Genomic DNA, 18,516 nt, shown 5'->3' on the forward strand with positions numbered 1-18,516 from the left:
TGATGCAGTCGCGTTTCAAGCATGCGGCCCTGTTTTCGGTGAAGCTGCTGCTGTCGGTCGCCGTGCTGGTCTACATTGCGCGCGGGCTCGACCTGCGCCAATTGCGAACTCATCTCGTCTCGGTCGATCCCGTCCTGTTCGTCGTCGCGCTTGCGCTGATCTTCTTTCAGACCTTCGTGCTCAACGGCCGGTGGGAGCTGATCATGCGCGCGCTCTGCGTGTCGTTGGACTGGCTCGCGGGCTGGCGAATCCTCATGATCAGCCTCTGGTTCAATCAGGTGTTGCCGTCGTCGGTCGGCGGAGACGCGGTGCGGATGTGGCTGCTGCGCCAACGTGGCGTGCAGTGGCCGGAGGCGGTCAAGGGCGTTGCGGCGGACCGCTTCACGGCGTTGATCGGGCTCATCGTGCTGATGGCGGCCGGATTGCCGTTTCTGCTGTCCCGCGTGTCCAATCAGGCCGCGATTCTGGCCATCGGTGGGCTGACGCTGGCGGGCGTCGCCGGCACCGTGGTCCTGTTGACGCTCGACCGTCTGCCGAAACGCCTCATCGCGCTTCCTGCGATCGCGAGCTTCGTGCGCTTCGGGACATTGGTCAGGTTTCTTCTCCTGCAGTCCGAGCGCCGCGCGCTGCTGTTCGGATCGGCGCTCCTCATCCATCTCGTGACCGCGGCGGCATGTTACGCCTTGGCGCGCGGAGTCGGAGCGCAGCTCTCGATCCTGGATGCCGGCATCCTGATTCCGCCGGTGGTGCTGTTGACGGCCGTTCCGATATCGATCAGCGGCTGGGGCGTGCGTGAAGGGGCGATGGTCGCCTGCCTCGGTCTGGCGGGTGTGCCCTCCGAAGAAGCGCTGTCGGTGTCGCTTCTGTTGGGGGCCATCAGCGTGATCATCGGGCTCGTCGGCGGCGTGATCTGGCTCGCGAGTCCGGAGCGTGGCTTGTATTCGGCGGACAAGGCGGCCCAGGCGGCGGAGGAAGCTCCCGGCTACGGGCTGGGCAAGGAAGCCTCGAGCCACCCATGACCTGCTTGAGTCCATTGCCGGTCCGGTCTTCACGGGGTGTGATTATCTCACCCGCTCGCGTATCTCATTTTTCGGTTCCACGATGAAAAACCTGTTCTACGTCCGCCATACCTGCCGCCTCTGTCATTCGGACAAGCAAGAGCTGGTCGTCCCGATGGCAGGCATGCCCATTGGCACGCCGAACTTCCAGGTGCCGAACGCCAGCGTCGACGATCCCGTCTTCCGGGCTGCGGTGCCGATGGCGCTGCATCTGTGCAGGGACTGCGGCCACCTCCAGATTCTGCATGTCGGCAATCCGGAGATCCAGTACCGCAACTACGTCTATACCACCTCGCTCTCGCTAGGCCTGCGGGAGCATTTCGCGGGCTATGCCAACGACGTCGTCAGCCGCTTCGGCATCGCGCCGGGCTCGCTGGTCGTCGAGCTCGGCAGCAACGATGGATCGCTGCTCGGCTTCTTTAAGGAACGCGGCATGCGGGTGCTGGGTGTCGACCCCGCTGTCGACATCGCGCGGCGCGCGACGGAAGCGGGGATCGAGACCATCGGTGATTTCTTCACCGATGCCATCGGGCACCGCATCCTGCAGAGTCATGGCGCGGCGAGCGTCGTGATCGCCAACAACATGATCGCCAATGTCGACAATCTCGATCCGCTGGTGATCGGGGTTCGCGACGTGCTTGCGCCGGACGGATTGTTCGTCTTCGAAACGCAGTATGGCGTCGACGTCACCGAGAAGAACCTGCTCGACACCGTCTATCATGAGCATCTGTCGTATTTTAACATCAAGCCGCTGATCCGTTTCTTTGCCCGGCTCGGCATGGAGCTGATCGACGTCCAGCACATCTGGACCAAGGGCGGCTCGATTCGCGTGACCGTGCAGCGCGCCGGCGGTGACAAGAAGCCGTCGGCGGAAGTCGCTCGTTTCGTTGCCGAAGAGGAGCGGCTCGGTGTCGATCAGCCGGCCTATTATGCGCCCTATGTGAAGAGGATCGCCGCCATCCGCGACGAGCTGGTCGCGATGGCCGATGCCGCCCATGCGCGCGGTCAGCTGGTCGCCGGCTACGGCGTCTCGGTCGGCACCACGACCCTGCTTCCGCAGTTCGGCCTGGAGAACAAGATCGATTTCCTGGTGGACGACGACCCCAACAAGGGGAACGTGATGGCCGGCCCGGGTTACGACATTCCGATTCTGCCCCCGGCTGCCCTTTACGAGCGCAAGCCCGCGTTCGTCGTGGTCTTCGCCTGGCGCTATGTCGACCCGATCCGGGCCAAGCACGCCCGCTATTTCGCCGAAGGCGGGAAGTTCGTGGTGCCGCTGCCGGGCATTGCCATGGTTGACCGGGCCGACTGACGGTGCAGGGCTGCCGCCGGCCTCCCTTAGGATGACGCCTTGCGGGCGGTGGATAACCCCTTGATCCACATGACCTCTGCACGGCCGTCCGGGGCAGGGCGGCTTGCCCGCGCGAACTCTCTATACCTTGACCTTTGGCCCCATCCGCAGTAGATACCCCGCACTCGCAGCCGGCCCGTTAGACGCGGATTTCCGGCGCGGCCTTGAAATCCCCGAACAATCGAGCCCGGTTTCCGGCTCATCCTTCGAGACAGAGGGTTGGGCCAACGGCGGCTGTTCGGATCCCTGAAATTCATTTTGCGTCTGTCGACGGACGTTGGACATCAAACGATGGCAGTCAGCCCGTTCAAGTTCTTGCAGGAAGTGCGTTCGGAGACTGCCAAGGTCACCTGGCCGACCCGCCGCGAGACCACGATCACCACCATCATGGTGTTCGTCATGGTCGCGGTCGCCTCGATCTTCTTCTTCGCCGCCGACCAGATCATCCGTGTCCTCATCACCTTCCTTCTGGGCATCCACTGATGGCTACAGCAACCGCTCAAGTGTCCGACAAGCGCTGGTACATCGTCCACGCCTATTCGAATTTCGAGAAGAAGGTCGCCGAATCGATCCGTGAGCAGGCCAAGCAGCGCGGGCTCGAGGAGCTGTTCGAGCTGGTACTGGTTCCGACCGAGAAGGTCACGGAAGTGCGCCGCGGTCGCAAGATCGACGCCGAGCGCAAGTTCTTCCCGGGCTACGTGCTGGTGAAGATGAAGCTGACCGACGAGGCGTTCCATCTGATCAAGAACACGCCCAAGGTGACGGGCTTCCTCGGCGCCGAGAACAAGCCGATGCCGATCTCGGAAGCCGAGGCCATGCGCATCCTGCACCAGGTGCAGGAGGGCGTGGAGCGGCCGAAGGCGTCGGTGTCGTTCGAGATCGGCGAGAACGTGCGCGTGGCCGACGGCCCGTTCGCCTCGTTCTCGGGTGTGGTCGAGGAAATCGACGAGGCGCGCTCGCGCGTGAAGGTCGCGGTGTCGATCTTCGGCCGCGCCACGCCGGTCGAGCTGGAATTCGGTCAGGTCGAGAAGGTCTGACCGGGTAAGGCGTGAGACTTCGGTCTCACGCGACAAGAGGCCGTGGGAGGGAGAGGGCGGTTGCCAGCCGCATCCGACCCAGACCACGAACCTGAAACCGCCGGCTCTGCCGGCACAACAGGAGTGATACATGGCAAAGAAAGTGACCGGATACCTGAAGCTTCAGGTCCCGGCCGGTGCGGCGAATCCTTCGCCCCCGATCGGTCCCGCGCTCGGTCAGCGCGGTCTCAACATCATGGAGTTCTGCAAGGCGTTCAACGCCCAGACCCAGAAGGAAGAGAAGAACACCCCGATCCCGGTGATCATCACCATCTATGCGGACCGTTCCTTCACCTTCGAGATGAAGACGCCGCCGATGTCCTACTTCCTCAAGCAGGCTGCCAAGATCCAGTCCGGCTCGAAGGCGCCGGGCCGTGACAAGGCCGGCAAGGTGACCAAGGCGCAGGTGCGCGAGATCGCCGAGAAGAAGATGAAGGACTTGAATTGCGACACCATCGAATCGGCCATGAAGATGGTCGAGGGCTCCGCCCGCTCGATGGGTCTGGAAGTTGCGGGGTAAGCGGCCATGGCAATCGGAAAGCGTTTGAACAAAGCCCGCGAAGGCATTGACCGCGAAAAGCTTTACCCGCTCGCGGACGCCATCAAGATGGTCAAGGAGCGCGCGAAAGCGAAGTTCGACGAGACCATCGAGGTCGCGATCAATCTCGGCGTCGATCCCCGTCACGCCGACCAGATGGTCCGCGGTGTCGTGACCCTGCCGAACGGCACCGGCCGTACGCTCCGCGTCGGCGTGTTCGCCCGCGGCGCCAAGGCCGACGAAGCCAAGGCTGCTGGCGCCGACGTCGTCGGCGCCGAGGACCTGGTCGAGAAGGTGCAGAACGGCTCGATCGATTTCGACCGCTGCATCGCCACCCCCGACATGATGCCGCTGGTCGGCCGTCTCGGTAAGGTGCTCGGCCCGCGCGGCCTGATGCCGAACCCGAAGATCGGCACCGTCACCATGGACGTCACAGGTGCGGTGAAGGGTGCCAAGGGCGGCTCGGTCGAGTTCCGCGTCGAGAAGGCCGGCATCCTGCAGGCCGGCGTCGGCAAGGCCTCGTTCTCCGAGGAGAAGCTGGTCGAGAACATCAAGGCTCTCGCCGACGCTGTCTCCAAGGCGAAGCCGGCCGGTTCCAAGGGCACCTACATCCAGCGCGTTGCGGTGTCCTCGACGATGGGCCCCGGCGTGAAGGTCGAGCCGGGCACCATTCTCGGCTGAGATTTCGAAATGACATGAGGCGAGGGGCGGAATTGGGCAACCGATTCCGCCCCTCGTCGTTTGTGGCGGCGCTCTCCGGAAACAAGAACAATGGCTGACAAGGTCCTGATCTATTCGCGCTTTCCCAAGTCGATGATGGCGCGCTTCGCCGAGCGGTTCGAGCTGCTCGACACCGGTGGCAAGCCGGCGCGGGAGGTGTTTTCGGCGGATGAGCTCAGCGGCATCCGCGCGATGCTGACGGCGGGCGGCACCCCGCTCGGCGCGGAGGCGATGGACCTGTTTCCAAAGCTCGGCGCCATCGTCTGCTACGGCACCGGCTATGACGGCGTCGATTTGAAGGCAGCCGCCGCCCGCAACATCGCGGTCGGCCACAGTCCGGGCGCCAACGCCGCCTCGGTCGCCGACATCGCCATGACCCTGATGCTGGCGACGACGCGGCGGATCCTGGTTGCCGACCAATATGTCCGCAGCGGCGATTGGGCCGCCTCGAAACAGTCGCCGATGATGCGCCCGCAGGCCGGCATGCCCGGCCGCCGCATCGGCGTCTACGGCATGGGCGAGATCGGCCGCAAGATCGCCGTGCGATGCGCGGCGTTCGAGAGCGAGGTCGGCTATTTCAGTCGCACCAGATACGATCTGCCTTATCAATATTTCCCGACGCTGGAGGCGCTCGCCGACTGGTGCAGCGTGCTGATGATTGCGGTCCGGGCAGGGGCCGAGACCCAGCATGTCGTCAACGCCGATATCCTTCGGCGCCTCGGCGCGGACGGCTATGTCGTCAACATCTCCCGCGGCTCCGTCGTCGACGAGAAGGCTCTGGTCGCGGCCCTCGCCGACAAGACCATCGCCGGCGCCGGCCTCGACGTCTACGAGAAGGAGCCGCACGCGCCCGATGCGCTGACGGCGCTGCCGAATGTGGTTTTCGCTCCGCATATCGGTGGCCACACCCTGGAATCGCACGTTGCCATGCAAAACTGCGTGCTGGCGAACCTGACCGCGTTTTTCGAGGGCAAGCTGCTTCCTTACGCGGTCAAATCGGCCTGAATCGGCCCTTGTCGGCCCGCCTCAAGCCCGGCCGGCAATGGATTGGAACTGGTGTGAATTTTGCTCTTGGCAAGCAGGCCCGGAGCGGTTAAAGAACCGCCTCCGAACGTACCGGCCTCGGCTGGCGCGTTCGTGCACGCATTCCGAAAAACCGGCATGACAGGAGATCATTCCTTTTCAGGACGTCCGCAAGGATTTGCCCGGAAAAGGAAGGAAAACCCGTCGGTTGGCCGGGATGCGGGCAGAGGTCGGGCGGTTCGCCGGCTGACCTTGTCCTGTCCAAGACTGCAGGCGCCCGCGGGAAATTTCGATTTCTCAACGGCTTAATCGCATGGCCTGCATAGACGGGTGAAGACCGGATTTCACTTCGCATCCAGCTTTAAGGGCTGGCTATGCGAAACGGGTCTGGTTCGGACCTCGACACGCCGTGGGCCTTTGAAGGGCTCCCGGAGGGCAGGCTTTGAATTGTCGTCTTGCCCGGCGTGTCCGATGGGTTTTGGCCCGGAGGTTCAGGTTTGGGCGGGACGATGGGTGCAACCCGGCGGCCCCGCTTCGCGCGATGGCCGCCAACCGGAGAGAGCTTGCTGTGGAACGAGCGGCAAAAAAAGAAGCGGTCGAACAGCTCAATGAGGTCTTCAAGACCACGAGCGTCGCGGTCGTTGCTCAATATTCCGGCCTCACCGTCGCCCAGATGCAGAAGCTGCGCCAGCAGATGAAGCAGGCGGGCGCTGCGGTGAAGGTCTCGAAGAACCGTCTCGCCAAAATTGCTCTTGAAGGCACTGACGTCGTTGCCATCGGCCCCATGCTGAAGGGACCGACCGTGATCGCCACTTCGAACGATCCGGTAGCGGCGCCAAAGGTCGCCATCGAATTCGCCAAGGCGAACGAAAAGTTCGTCATCGTGGGCGGATCGATGGGGAAGACCGTCCTGAATGTCGACGGCGTGAAGGCGCTTGCCTCGCTGCCGTCGCTTGACGAGCTGCGCGGCAAGATCGTCGGCCTCATCGTGGCCCCGGCGACCAAGATCGCTCAGCTCGCCAATGCGCCCGCGGGCAAGCTCGCGCGCGTCATCCAGGCTCATGCCTCAAAGGGCGAAGCGGCCTGACGCCCTTCGCAATACTCAAACCCGAACCAGACTTACACGTAAGGAAACTGAACAATGGCTGACCTGCAGAAGATCGTTGACGACCTCTCGAGCCTCACCGTGCTCGAAGCCGCTGAACTCGCGAAGCTCCTCGAAGAGAAGTGGGGCGTTTCGGCTGCCGCGGCTGTCGCCGTGGCCGGCCCGGCTGCTGGTGGCGGCGCTGCCGCTCCGGCGGAAGAGAAGACCGAGTTCACGGTCGTTCTCGCCAGCGCCGGCGACAAGAAGATCGAGGTCATCAAGGAAGTCCGCGCCATCACCGGTCTCGGCCTGAAGGAAGCAAAGGACCTCGTCGAGGGTGCTCCGAAGCCGCTGAAGGAAGGCGTGAACAAGGAAGAAGCCGACAAGATCAAGGCCCAGCTCGAGAAGGCTGGCGCCAAGGTCGAGCTCAAGTAAGCAACGCTTGCTGGCGGGATCCCGGCCGCGCATCGGCAAGGTCCGGGATCCCGGTCCGCTCCTCGAGAGGGTGGACCGAATGCAAAAGGCGTGCGACGGAACGTCCCGACGCAGGCCGAACACGAAAAAGTGTGGGGATTTGAGGGTTTAACCCTCGAATCTGCACTATTGTCGCCCCATATCGGGTCGGCAGCACGAAAGCGCGGTGGCAGGGAGGCCGGATTTCCCTGTAAGCCGTTGGGAGAGCAGGCTATTTCGGGCTTTTGCAGTCCGTGAAGATGATCGTTGTGACGGGCGGGCGCGCATCTGCGCCCCGCGCGTCGTTTTGCGTTTTGAAGGTCTGAAGAACAGATTCAGGACATCGGCGCCTGAAACTGCGTCTCCGGCCCCCAAGACGGGTTCGAAAATTCAACCCGGAAAGCGGTGGCAGCCGCGTTCCGGACGGCGCGCCCAGAGCGGGCGACGAAAATGAGAGGCCACGATGGCGCAGCAGACATTCACCGGTCGCAAACGCGTTCGCAAGTTCTTCGGACACATCAAGGAAGTCGCCGAGATGCCGAACCTCATCGAGGTTCAGAAGGCGTCCTATGACCAGTTCCTGATGGTCGACGAACCCCAGGGCGGCCGTCTCGACGAGGGTCTGCAGGCGGTGTTCCGCTCGGTGTTTCCGATCTCCGACTTCTCGGGCACCTCGATGCTGGAATTCGTCCGCTACGAGTTCGAGCAGCCGAAATATGACGTCGACGAGTGCCGCCAGCGCGGCATGACCTTCGCGGCCCCCCTCAAGGTGACGCTGCGCCTCATCGTGTTCGATATCGACGAGGAGACCGGCGCCAAGTCGGTCAAGGACATCAAGGAGCAGGACGTCTACATGGGCGACATCCCGCTCATGACGATGAACGGCACCTTCATCGTCAACGGCACCGAGCGCGTCATCGTCTCGCAGATGCACCGTTCGCCCGGCGTGTTCTTCGACCACGACAAGGGCAAGACCCACTCCTCGGGCAAGCTGCTGTTCGCCGCCCGCGTGATCCCGTATCGCGGCTCCTGGCTCGACATCGAGTTCGACGCCAAGGACATCGTCTATGCGCGTATCGACCGTCGCCGCAAGATTCCGGTGACGTCGCTGATGTTCGCCCTCGGCCTCGATGGCGAAGCAATCCTGTCCACGTTCTACAAGAAGATCCTCTACAAGCGGACCAAGGAAGGCTGGCGCGTTCCGTTCGACGCCAACCGTTTCCGCGGCTACTCGACCGTCAACGACCTGATCGACGCCGATACCGGCAAGGTCGTGCTCGAGGCCGGCAAGAAGCTCACCGTCCGTGCCGCCCGTCAGCTCCAGGAGAAGGGGCTGAAGGCGCTGCGCATGGCTGACGAAGAACTGGTCGGCAACTACATCGCCGAGGACCTCGTCAACCCGAAGACCGGTGAGATCCACTCCGAAGCCGGTGAGGAAATCACCGACAAGCTGATGAAGGCGCTCAACGAGCAGGGCTACAAGGAGCTGCCGCTGCTCGACATCGACCACGTCAATGTCGGCCCCTACATCCGCAACACCCTCTCGGCCGACAAGAACATGACGCGCGAGGATGCGCTGTTCGACATCTACCGCGTGATGCGTCCGGGCGAGCCGCCGACGCTGGAATCGGCGCAGGCGATGTTCCAGTCGCTGTTCTTCGACGCCGAACGCTACGACCTCTCCGCGGTCGGTCGCGTCAAGATGAACATGCGCCTCGACCTCGATGCGCCGGATACCCAGCGCACGCTGCGCAAGGAGGACATCCTCTCCGTCATCAAGACGCTGGTGGATTTGCGCGACGGCAAGGGCGAGATCGACGACATCGACCATCTCGGCAACCGCCGTGTGCGTTCGGTCGGCGAGCTCATGGAGAACCAGTACCGCATCGGCCTCTTGCGCATGGAGCGCGCGATCAAGGAGCGCATGTCATCGGTCGACATCGACACGGTCATGCCGCAGGACCTGATCAACGCCAAGCCGGCGGCCGCCGCCGTGCGCGAGTTCTTCGGTTCCTCGCAGCTCTCGCAGTTCATGGACCAGACCAACCCGCTCAGCGAGATCACCCACAAGCGCCGCCTGTCGGCGCTCGGACCGGGCGGTCTGACCCGCGAGCGCGCCGGCTTCGAGGTGCGCGACGTGCATCCGACGCATTACGGCCGCATCTGCCCGATCGAGACGCCGGAAGGTCCGAACATCGGTCTGATCAACTCGCTCGCGACCTTCGCGCGCGTGAACAAGTATGGCTTCGTCGAGACGCCGTATCGCAAGGTGAAGGACGGCCGTGTCACCGACGAGGTCGTGTATCTGTCGGCGATGGAAGAAGGGCGCTATTCGGTGGCCCAGGCCAACGTGCCGGTCGACGCCAAGGGCCGCTTCACCGAAGACCTCGTGGTCTGCCGTTCGAGCGGGACCCGCGACGTCGTGCCGATGACGCCCGACAAGGTCGACTACATGGACGTGTCGCCGAAGCAGCTCGTTTCGGTCGCCGCGGCGCTGATCCCGTTCCTCGAGAACGACGACGCCAACCGCGCGCTGATGGGCTCGAACATGCAGCGCCAGGCGGTGCCGCTGGTTCGCGCCGAGGCGCCGTTCGTCGGCACCGGCATGGAGGGCGTGGTTGCCCGCGACTCGGGCGCCGCGATCGCGGCACGTCGCTCGGGCGTGATCGACCAGATCGACGCCACCCGCGTCGTCATCCGCGCCACGGAAGATCTCGATCCGACCAAGTCGGGCGTCGATATCTATCGTCTCATGAAGTATCAGCGCTCCAACCAGTCGACCTGCATCAACCAGCGTCCGCTGGTGAAGGTCGGCGATATCGTCAAGAAGGGCGACATCATCGCTGACGGTCCGTCGACCGATCTCGGCGAGCTCGCGCTCGGCCGGAACGTGCTGGTCGCGTTCATGCCGTGGAATGGCTACAACTTCGAAGACTCGATCCTGCTCTCCGAGCGGATCGTGAAGGAGGACGTCTTCACCTCGATCCACATCGAGGAGTTCGAGGTGATGGCCCGCGACACCAAGCTCGGACCTGAGGAAATCACCCGCGACATTCCGAACGTCTCGGAAGAAGCGCTGAAGAACCTCGACGAGGCCGGTATCGTCTACATCGGCGCGGAAGTGCGCGCCGGTGACATCCTCGTCGGCAAGATCACGCCGAAGGGCGAAAGCCCGATGACGCCGGAAGAGAAGCTCCTGCGCGCCATCTTCGGCGAAAAGGCTTCCGACGTTCGCGATACCTCGCTGCGCGTTCCTCCGGGCGTGCAGGGCACGATCGTTGAAGTGCGCGTGTTCAACCGCCACGGCGTCGACAAGGACGAGCGTGCGCTGGCGATCGAGCGGGAGGAGATCGAGCGCCTGGCCAAGGACCGCGACGACGAGCAGGCGATCCTGGACCGCAACGTCTACAACCGTCTTGCCGAACTGCTGGAGGGACGGCAGGGCATCGCGGGTCCGAAAGGCTTCAAGAAGGACACCAAGATCACCCGTGCGGTGCTCGAGGAGTACCCGAAGTCGCAGTGGTGGCTGTTCGCTTCGCCGAACGACAAGCTGATGGCCGAGATCGAGGCCATGCGGAAGCAGTACGACGAGTCGAAGAAGGGGCTGGAACAGCGCTTCCTCGACAAGGTCGAGAAGCTTCAGCGCGGTGACGAATTGCCGCCCGGCGTGATGAAGATGGTCAAGGTCTTCGTCGCGGTGAAGCGCAAGATCCAGCCCGGCGACAAGATGGCCGGCCGCCACGGCAACAAGGGCGTGGTGTCGAAGATCGTGCCGATCGAGGACATGCCGTTCCTCGAAGACGGTACGCATGCCGACATCGTGCTCAATCCGCTCGGCGTGCCCTCGCGCATGAACGTCGGACAGATCCTCGAGACCCATCTCGGCTGGGCCTGCGCCGGTCTCGGCAAGCGTATCGGCCAGACGGTCGATGCGTATTTGTCGAAGCAGGACATCAAGCCGCTGAAGGAAACCTTGAAGAAGGTCTACGGCGAGGACGAGACGATCAAGTCGCTCAACGACAACGAGCTGCTCGAACTCGGCCATAACCTCAGCCGCGGCGTGCCGATCGCGACGCCGGTGTTCGACGGTGCCAAGGAAGCCGACATCGAGGAGATGCTGAAGCTTGCCGGTCTCGACGCTTCGGGTCAGTCGACCGTCTATGACGGCCGCACCGGCGATCCGTTCGATCGCAAGGTGACGGTGGGCTACATCTACATGCTCAAGCTGCACCATCTGGTCGACGACAAGATCCATGCGCGTTCGATCGGTCCGTACTCGCTCGTCACCCAGCAGCCGCTGGGCGGCAAGGCGCAGTTCGGCGGTCAGCGCTTCGGCGAAATGGAGGTGTGGGCGCTCGAGGCTTACGGCGCGGCGTACACGCTCCAGGAAATGCTGACGGTGAAGTCGGACGACGTCGCCGGCCGCACCAAGGTGTACGAGGCGATCGTGCGCGGCGACGACACGTTCGAGGCCGGTATCCCGGAATCGTTCAACGTGCTGGTCAAGGAAATGCGCTCGCTCGGCCTCAACGTCGACCTGCACAACTCCAAGATGGGACCGGCGCCGACGTCGGAAGCGGCCGAGTAATTCGACCTTTCATGCCCGGCCTTCACGGCCGGGCATTGGCGCCCCTCCCGAGGCCTTGAGGGCAGGGCGCCCCGCTTGAGTGATTTTCGAATTTGCGGCCGGAGGCGACCGGCACGCGAGGAGAAGACGATGAACCAAGAAGTTATGAATCTCTTCAACCCGACGACGCCGGCTCAGGTCTTCGACCAGATCCGGATCTCGATCGCGTCTCCAGAGAAGATTCTGTCCTGGTCCTACGGCGAGATCAAGAAGCCGGAGACCATCAACTACCGGACCTTCAAGCCCGAGCGCGACGGCCTGTTCTGCGCCCGCATCTTCGGGCCGATCAAGGACTACGAGTGCTTGTGCGGCAAGTACAAGCGCATGAAGTACAAGGGCATCATCTGCGAGAAGTGCTCGGTCGAGGTCACGCTGTCGCGCGTCCGGCGCGAGCGCATGGGCCATATCGAGCTCGCAGCCCCCGTCGCCCACATCTGGTTCCTGAAGTCGCTGCCCTCGCGCATCGGCCTCTTGCTCGACATGACGCTGAAGGATCTCGAGCGGATCCTCTACTTCGAATATTACGTCGTGCTCGAGCCGGGCCTCACCGCGCTGAAGGACCGTCAGCTGCTGTCGGAAGACGAGTATCTGAAGGCGCAGGACGAGTACGGCCAGGATTCCTTCACCGCCATGATCGGCGCCGAAGCTATCCGCGAGCTGCTCAAGGGCATGGACCTCGAGAAGCTCGAGGCCTCGCTGCGTGTCGAGATGCAGGAGACCGACTCCGACATCAAGCACAAGAAGCTCGCCAAGCGCCTGAAGATCGTGGAAGCGTTCCGCCACTCCGGCAACAAGCCGGAATGGATGATCATGACCGTGGTCCCGGTGATCCCGCCGGACCTGCGTCCGCTGGTGCCGCTGGACGGCGGCCGCTTCGCGACCTCGGACCTCAACGACCTCTACCGCCGCGTCATCAACCGCAACAACCGCTTGAAGCGGCTGATGGAGCTGCGCGCGCCCGACATCATCATCCGCAACGAGAAGCGCATGCTTCAGGAGGCGGTCGACGCGCTGTTCGACAACGGCCGCCGCGGCCGCGTCATCACGGGCGCCAACAAGCGCCCGCTGAAGTCGCTCGCCGACATGCTCAAGGGCAAGCAGGGCCGCTTCCGCCAGAACCTGCTCGGCAAGCGTGTCGACTATTCGGGCCGTTCGGTGATCGTGGTCGGTCCCGAGCTGCGCCTGCATCAGTGCGGCCTGCCGAAGAAGATGGCGCTCGAGCTGTTCAAGCCGTTCATCTATTCGCGGCTCGACGCCAAGGGCCTGTCCACCACCGTGAAGCAGGCCAAGAAGCTGGTCGAGAAGGAGCGGCCCGAGGTCTGGGACATCCTCGACGAGGTCATCCGCGAGCATCCGGTGCTGCTCAACCGCGCGCCGACGCTGCACCGCCTCGGCATCCAGGCGTTCGAGCCCGTGCTGATCGAGGGTAAGGCGATCCAGCTCCACCCGCTGGTCTGCTCCGCGTTCAACGCCGACTTCGACGGCGACCAGATGGCCGTGCACGTTCCGCTGTCGCTCGAAGCGCAGCTGGAAGCGCGCGTCCTGATGATGTCGACCAACAACATCCTGCATCCGGCGAACGGCCAGCCGATCATCGTGCCGTCGCAGGACATCGTGCTCGGTCTCTACTACGTCTCGATCATGCGCGAAGGCCTGCCCGGCGAGGGCAAGGTGTTCGGCGACATGGCCGAGCTCGAGCACGCGCTGCACGCGAAGGTCATCCACCTCCACACCAAGATCAAGTACCGGTGGGAAGGCATGGACGAGACCGGCAAGGTCTCCAAGCGCTGGATCGAGACCACCGCCGGCCGCGTCATGCTCGGCAACCTGCTGCCGAAGAACCCGCGCATCTCGTACGAGATCATCAACAAGCTGATGACCAAGCGCGAGATCTCCGGCGTCATCGACCAAGTCTATCGCCACTGCGGTCAGAAGGAGACCGTGATCTTCTGCGACCGCATCATGGCGCTCGGCTTCTACAACGCGTTCAAGGCCGGCATCTCGTTCGGCAAGGACGACATGGTCGTGCCGCACGGCAAGTGGAAGATCGTCGATACCACCCGTACGCTGGCGAAGGATTTCGAGCAGCAGTACAATGACGGTCTGATCACCCATGGCGAGAAGTACAACAAGGTCGTCGACGCCTGGTCGAAGGCCACGGAAGAAATCGCCAAGGCGATGATGAAGGAGATCTCCGCCACCAAGAAGACGGCGAGCGGAGCCGACGCCGACATCAACTCGATCTACATGATGGCTCACTCCGGTGCCCGCGGTTCGCCGGCCCAGATGCGCCAGCTCGCCGGCATGCGCGGCCTGATGGCCAAGCCGTCGGGCGAGATCATCGAGACGCCGATCATCTCGAACTTCAAGGAAGGCCTCTCGGTGCTCGAGTACTTCAACTCGACCCACGGCGCCCGCAAGGGCCTCGCGGACACCGCGCTGAAGACTGCGAACTCGGGCTACCTGACCCGTCGTCTGGTCGACGTGGCGCAGGACTGCATCATCACGCAGAGCGACTGCGGCACCAAGCTCGGCATCAAGATGCGCGCCATCGTCGACGCCGGCACCGTGGTTGCTTCGCTCGGCTCGCGCATCCTCGGACGCACGGCCTGCGAAGACATCCGTGACAGCTCGGGCAAGGTGATCATCAAGCGCGATACGCTGATGGAAGAGAGCCATCTGGAAGCCATCCAGCAGGGTGGTGTGCAGGAGGTGAAGATCCGCTCGGCGCTGACCTGCGAGCTCGTCAACGGCATCTGCGGCAAGTGCTACGGCCGCGACCTCGCCCGCGGCACGCCGGTCAACCACGGCGAAGCGGTCGGCGTCATCGCGGCGCAGTCGATCGGTGAGCCGGGCACCCAGCTCACCATGCGCACCTTCCACATCGGCGGTGCGGCGCAGCTCAACGAGCAGTCCTTCGTCGAAGCCAACTTCGACGGCAAGATCGTGATCAGGAACAAGGCCATCGCCCGCAACAGCGAAGGTCACCTGATCGCGATGGTGCGCAACATGGTGGTGGCCATCGTCGATGCCGACGGCACCGAACGTGCGACGCACCGTATCCAGTACGGTTCGCGCCTGCACGTCGACGAGGGCGACACGGTCAAGCGCGGCCAGCGCATCGTCGAGTGGGATCCCTACACCCGTCCGCTGCTCACCGAAGTCGAAGGAACCATCGGCTTCGAGGATCTGGTCGAGGGGCAGTCGATCTCGGAGACGCTCGACGAGGCCACCGGTATCGCCAAGCGCGTGGTCATCGACTGGCGCTCGACGCGCGGCGGCTCGGACCTGCGTCCGGCCATCGTGGTCAAGGGCAAGGACGGCAAGGTGCTCAAGCTCGCCCGTGGCGGCGATGCCCGCTACATGCTGTCGGTCGATGCCATTCTCTCGGTCGACATCGGAGCCAAGGTCCAGCCGGGTGACATTCTCGCCCGTGTCTCGACCGAAAGCGCAAAGACGCGTGACATCACCGGCGGTCTGCCGCGGGTGGCGGAACTGTTCGAGGCTCGGCGCCCGAAGGATGCGGCGATCATCGCCGAAATCGCGGGCACCATCCGGTTCGGGCGCGACTACAAGAACAAGCGTCGCATCTCGATCGAGCCGATGGACAAGACCGACGAGCCGCGCGAGTACCTGATCCCGAAGGGCAAGCACATCCACCTTCAGGACGGCGACGTCGTCGAAAAGGGCGACTTCATCGTGGAAGGCAACCCGGCGCCGCACGACATCCTTGCGGTGAAGGGCATCGAGGAGCTCGCGGCCTATCTGGTCAACGAGATCCAGGAGGTCTACCGGCTGCAGGGCGTGCTCATCAACGACAAGCACATCGAGGTGATTGTCCGTCAGATGCTCCAGAAGGTGGAAATCACCGATCAGGGCGATACGGACATGATCTCCGGCGAGCAGGTCGACAAGATCGAGTTCGACGCGCTGAACGAGAAGGCCAAGGAAGAGGGCAAGAAGCCCGCCACGGGAACGCCGGTTCTGCTCGGCATCACCAAGGCGAGCCTCCAGACCCGGTCCTTCTTCTCGGCGGCATCGTTCCAGGAGACCACACGCGTCCTCACCGAAGCGGCGGTCAACGGCAAGATCGATCCGCTCGAAGGCCTCAAGGAGAACGTCATCGTCGGCCGGCTGATCCCGGCGGGCACCGGCGCCTCCATGGCCAAGATCCGCGAAGTCGCCATGAAGCGCGACAAGCTGATCCTGGACGAGCGCGAGAAGCAGGCGGCCGTCGTGTCGCCCGCGCCGGAAGCCGAGCTTCCTGCGTTGCCGCCTGCGGAATGATCGTTCATCCGTAGGAATACCGAGGACAATGAGAAGGCCGGCTTTTGCCGGCCTTTTTGCTGCTTTCTTTGCTTGTTGCGATGTAGGATCAGCGTTTGTTCATCTTTCCTTCAGCCGCAAAAGCGCTTCTGCTAAGAGAGCTTAGACCGGTGGTCCCGTGAAGGGGGCAGGTCCGGAAGACCACGGAATTCTCATGCTTGATCTCGCAATCGTAGGCGGCGGCCCCGGCGGGCTGATGAGCGCCTGGTATCTGAAGCGCAAGCTCGGCGATCTCTGTCGCGTCACCATCTACGAGGCCTCCGACCGGCTCGGCGGCAAGATCGTCTCGCGTAAATTCGATTCGGCGCCCGCGATGTACGAGGCCGGCGTTGCCGAGATCTACGATTACTCGATGACCGGACCCGATCCGCTGCGCGAGCTGATCCAGCATTTCGGCCTCCAGACCATTCCGATGGACGCCGAGCAGGTGCATTTCGGCGGCGAGCTCCTCAATGACGTGCCGGGCATGCGCCGCAAATACGGCGCCAAGACCGCGGCAGCGATCGAGGCGTTCCGCAAGCGCTGCACCGAGGTGATGTCGCCGATCGAATATTACGAGGGCGTTGGCGCGCACGACAACGAGAATCCCTGGGCCTACAAGACCGCCGAGCAGGTGCTCGACGAGGAGGTCGAGGACGAGACGGCAAAGCGTTTCTTCAAGGTGATGGCGCGCTCCGACATCGCGACCGAGAGCCACAACACCAACGGTCTCAACGCGCTCAAGAACTATCTGATGGACGTCGACGGCTATATCGGCCTCTATTCCATCCAGAACGGCAACGAGCAGCTGATCGAATGCCTGCAGTCGGAGGTCAATGCCGACATCCAGCTCAATCACCGCGTGCTCACCGTCGGCAAGGCGCCGACGGGCCGTTATCAACTCAAGATGATGAACGGCAAGGGACCGGAGACCCGCGACTTCGACCTCGTGCTGGTCTGCCTGCCGCATTCCTGGCTCGCCACCCTCGGCTGGGAGGGCGAGCAGCTGCGCAAGTCGATGGTCAAGCACGTTGCCTATTTCGACCGCCCCGCGCACTATCTGCGCGTCTCGATCCTGTTCGACGAGCCGTTCTGGGGCGAGAAGATTCCGGGCGCCTGGTTCATGTCGGAGGCCTTCGGCGGCTGCTGCGTCTACAACGAGGGCGCGCGCTATGACGTCGGCAGGCATGGCGTTTTGAACTGGCTCATTCCCGGCTCCGACGCGCTGGCTTTTGCCAATCTGTCGGATCAGGAACTGATCGATGCCGCCCTGAAATCGCTGCCGGCTTCTCTCGGCGATGCGCGTTTGCATTTCATCGAAGGCAAGATCCACCGCTGGCTGTCGTCGGTGAACGCGCTGCCGGGTGGCTTGCCCGTACGCGACGTCATGACCAATCACCGGCCCGAGCCGAAGGAGCATCCCGGCATCGTCGTGGTCGGCGACTATCTGTTCGATTCGACGCTGAACGGCCTGCTCGACTCCTCGGACGCGGCGACCGACATCATCCTCACCGAGATGATGCGCCTGCGCCGCGAACGCGCGCAGGAGGATAAGCCGCTCTCGGACAAGATCGACCGCGATTATTTCGAGAACTATCGCGGCCTCGGCCCCTATCACGAAGCGTGGCGGCACTTCGCCGATCCCGACTACCTCACCAGGTTGATCGGCATCGTCTGGGGCAAGGCGGCGGGCGCCAAGCTGCTGGTCGCCGGCTCAGCCAGCGGCGAACTGGTCGGCGCGCTGCGCGATCGCGGCATCGATGCATGGGGAATCGAGAACAACCGCGCCATCCATGCCAAAACGCCGAAAGCACTGAAGAAGTACAACAAGCTCGGCTCGATCACCGACATGCCGTTCAAGGACGGCGCGTTCGACTTCGTGTTCGAGACCAGCCTCTGTCACGTTTCTCCGAAGCAGGTGGTCCGCGCGATCAAGGAGCTGAATCGCGTGGTCAAGACCGGTCTCGTGTTCGGCTCGATCACCTCGGACATGGCGCCGGCATTGATCGACCGCTACGACCTCCTGCGTGGGGTCAAGAAGCTCGGTACCTGGTGGGAATGGTCCGAACTCTTCTTCGGTAACGGCTTCGACCTGTCGATGCACCGCAAGGATTGCACGGATGCGTTATGGGAGGCGACGCTCGCTGCCAACAAGGGTCCAGGGCAGTGGTACGCCGACGCCGACAGCCTGCGCTATTCCTTTTTCGACAAGGTCGAGGACGAGGACTAGCCCGCGGGGCGCGGCTCGAATTCGCCAATTGTTTTGCCGAATTCATCCTGA

At 63.4% G+C, this 18,516-nt stretch carries 12 protein-coding genes; all 12 read left to right on the forward strand.

Annotated features, from left to right (window positions below; genetic code table 11):
• Positions 1–2 precede the first annotated feature (2 nt).
• The 12 genes from JQ566_RS29815 to JQ566_RS29870 all read left to right on the forward strand — a co-directional run bounded on the left by JQ566_RS29815 (position 3) and on the right by JQ566_RS29870 (position 18,465).
• On the forward strand, positions 3–1,019 hold the full coding sequence (locus tag JQ566_RS29815) for a lysylphosphatidylglycerol synthase transmembrane domain-containing protein (RefSeq protein WP_212379080.1): 1,017 nt from the start codon (positions 3–5) through the stop codon (positions 1,017–1,019).
• An 82-nt stretch (positions 1,020–1,101) separates the two neighbouring features.
• A complete protein-coding gene (locus JQ566_RS29820; protein ID WP_212379082.1) occupies positions 1,102–2,370 on the forward strand; it encodes a class I SAM-dependent methyltransferase in 1,269 nt (422 codons plus the stop codon).
• A 330-nt stretch (positions 2,371–2,700) separates the two neighbouring features.
• A complete protein-coding gene (gene secE, locus JQ566_RS29825; protein WP_007602984.1) occupies positions 2,701–2,892 on the forward strand; it encodes a preprotein translocase subunit SecE in 192 nt (63 codons plus the stop codon).
• Positions 2,892–3,446, forward strand: a complete 555-nt coding sequence (gene nusG, locus JQ566_RS29830) for a transcription termination/antitermination protein NusG (protein WP_018647229.1) — start codon at positions 2,892–2,894, stop codon at positions 3,444–3,446. The genes secE and nusG overlap by 1 nt, the downstream gene beginning before the upstream one ends.
• 130 nt (positions 3,447–3,576) lie before the next feature.
• Entirely contained in the window at positions 3,577–4,005 is a 429-nt protein-coding gene (gene rplK / locus JQ566_RS29835; protein WP_011088164.1) for a 50S ribosomal protein L11, read from the forward strand.
• A 6-nt stretch (positions 4,006–4,011) separates the two neighbouring features.
• A complete protein-coding gene (gene rplA / locus JQ566_RS29840) occupies positions 4,012–4,704 on the forward strand; it encodes a 50S ribosomal protein L1 (protein WP_018647230.1) in 693 nt (230 codons plus the stop codon).
• Positions 4,705–4,794: 90 nt separating this feature from the next.
• Positions 4,795–5,748: a 2-hydroxyacid dehydrogenase gene (locus tag JQ566_RS29845; RefSeq protein WP_212379083.1), complete on the forward strand. Its 954-nt coding sequence runs from the start codon at positions 4,795–4,797 to the stop codon at positions 5,746–5,748.
• A gap of 586 nt (positions 5,749–6,334) precedes the next feature.
• Positions 6,335–6,853: a 50S ribosomal protein L10 gene (gene rplJ, locus JQ566_RS29850; protein WP_035709556.1), complete on the forward strand. Its 519-nt coding sequence runs from the start codon at positions 6,335–6,337 to the stop codon at positions 6,851–6,853.
• Positions 6,854–6,907: 54 nt separating this feature from the next.
• Positions 6,908–7,285: a 50S ribosomal protein L7/L12 gene (gene rplL, locus JQ566_RS29855; protein ID WP_157329202.1), complete on the forward strand. Its 378-nt coding sequence runs from the start codon at positions 6,908–6,910 to the stop codon at positions 7,283–7,285.
• A gap of 481 nt (positions 7,286–7,766) precedes the next feature.
• A complete protein-coding gene (gene rpoB / locus JQ566_RS29860; protein WP_212379085.1) occupies positions 7,767–11,891 on the forward strand; it encodes a DNA-directed RNA polymerase subunit beta in 4,125 nt (1,374 codons plus the stop codon).
• 129 nt (positions 11,892–12,020) lie between these two features.
• Positions 12,021–16,217 carry a DNA-directed RNA polymerase subunit beta' gene (gene rpoC, locus JQ566_RS29865; RefSeq protein ID WP_212379087.1) on the forward strand — a complete coding sequence of 1,399 codons (4,197 nt, stop codon included), beginning with the start codon at positions 12,021–12,023 and terminating at the stop codon, positions 16,215–16,217.
• Positions 16,218–16,410: 193 nt separating this feature from the next.
• Complete coding sequence (locus tag JQ566_RS29870; RefSeq protein WP_212379089.1) at positions 16,411–18,465, forward strand: FAD-dependent oxidoreductase; 2,055 nt, start codon at positions 16,411–16,413, stop codon at positions 18,463–18,465.
• The last annotated feature ends 51 nt before the right edge of the window (positions 18,466–18,516 follow it).

This window comes from Bradyrhizobium sp. SZCCT0231 (genome assembly GCF_018130245.1).
In the GTDB taxonomy this organism is placed as follows: Bacteria; Pseudomonadota; Alphaproteobacteria; order Rhizobiales; family Xanthobacteraceae; genus Bradyrhizobium; species Bradyrhizobium japonicum_F.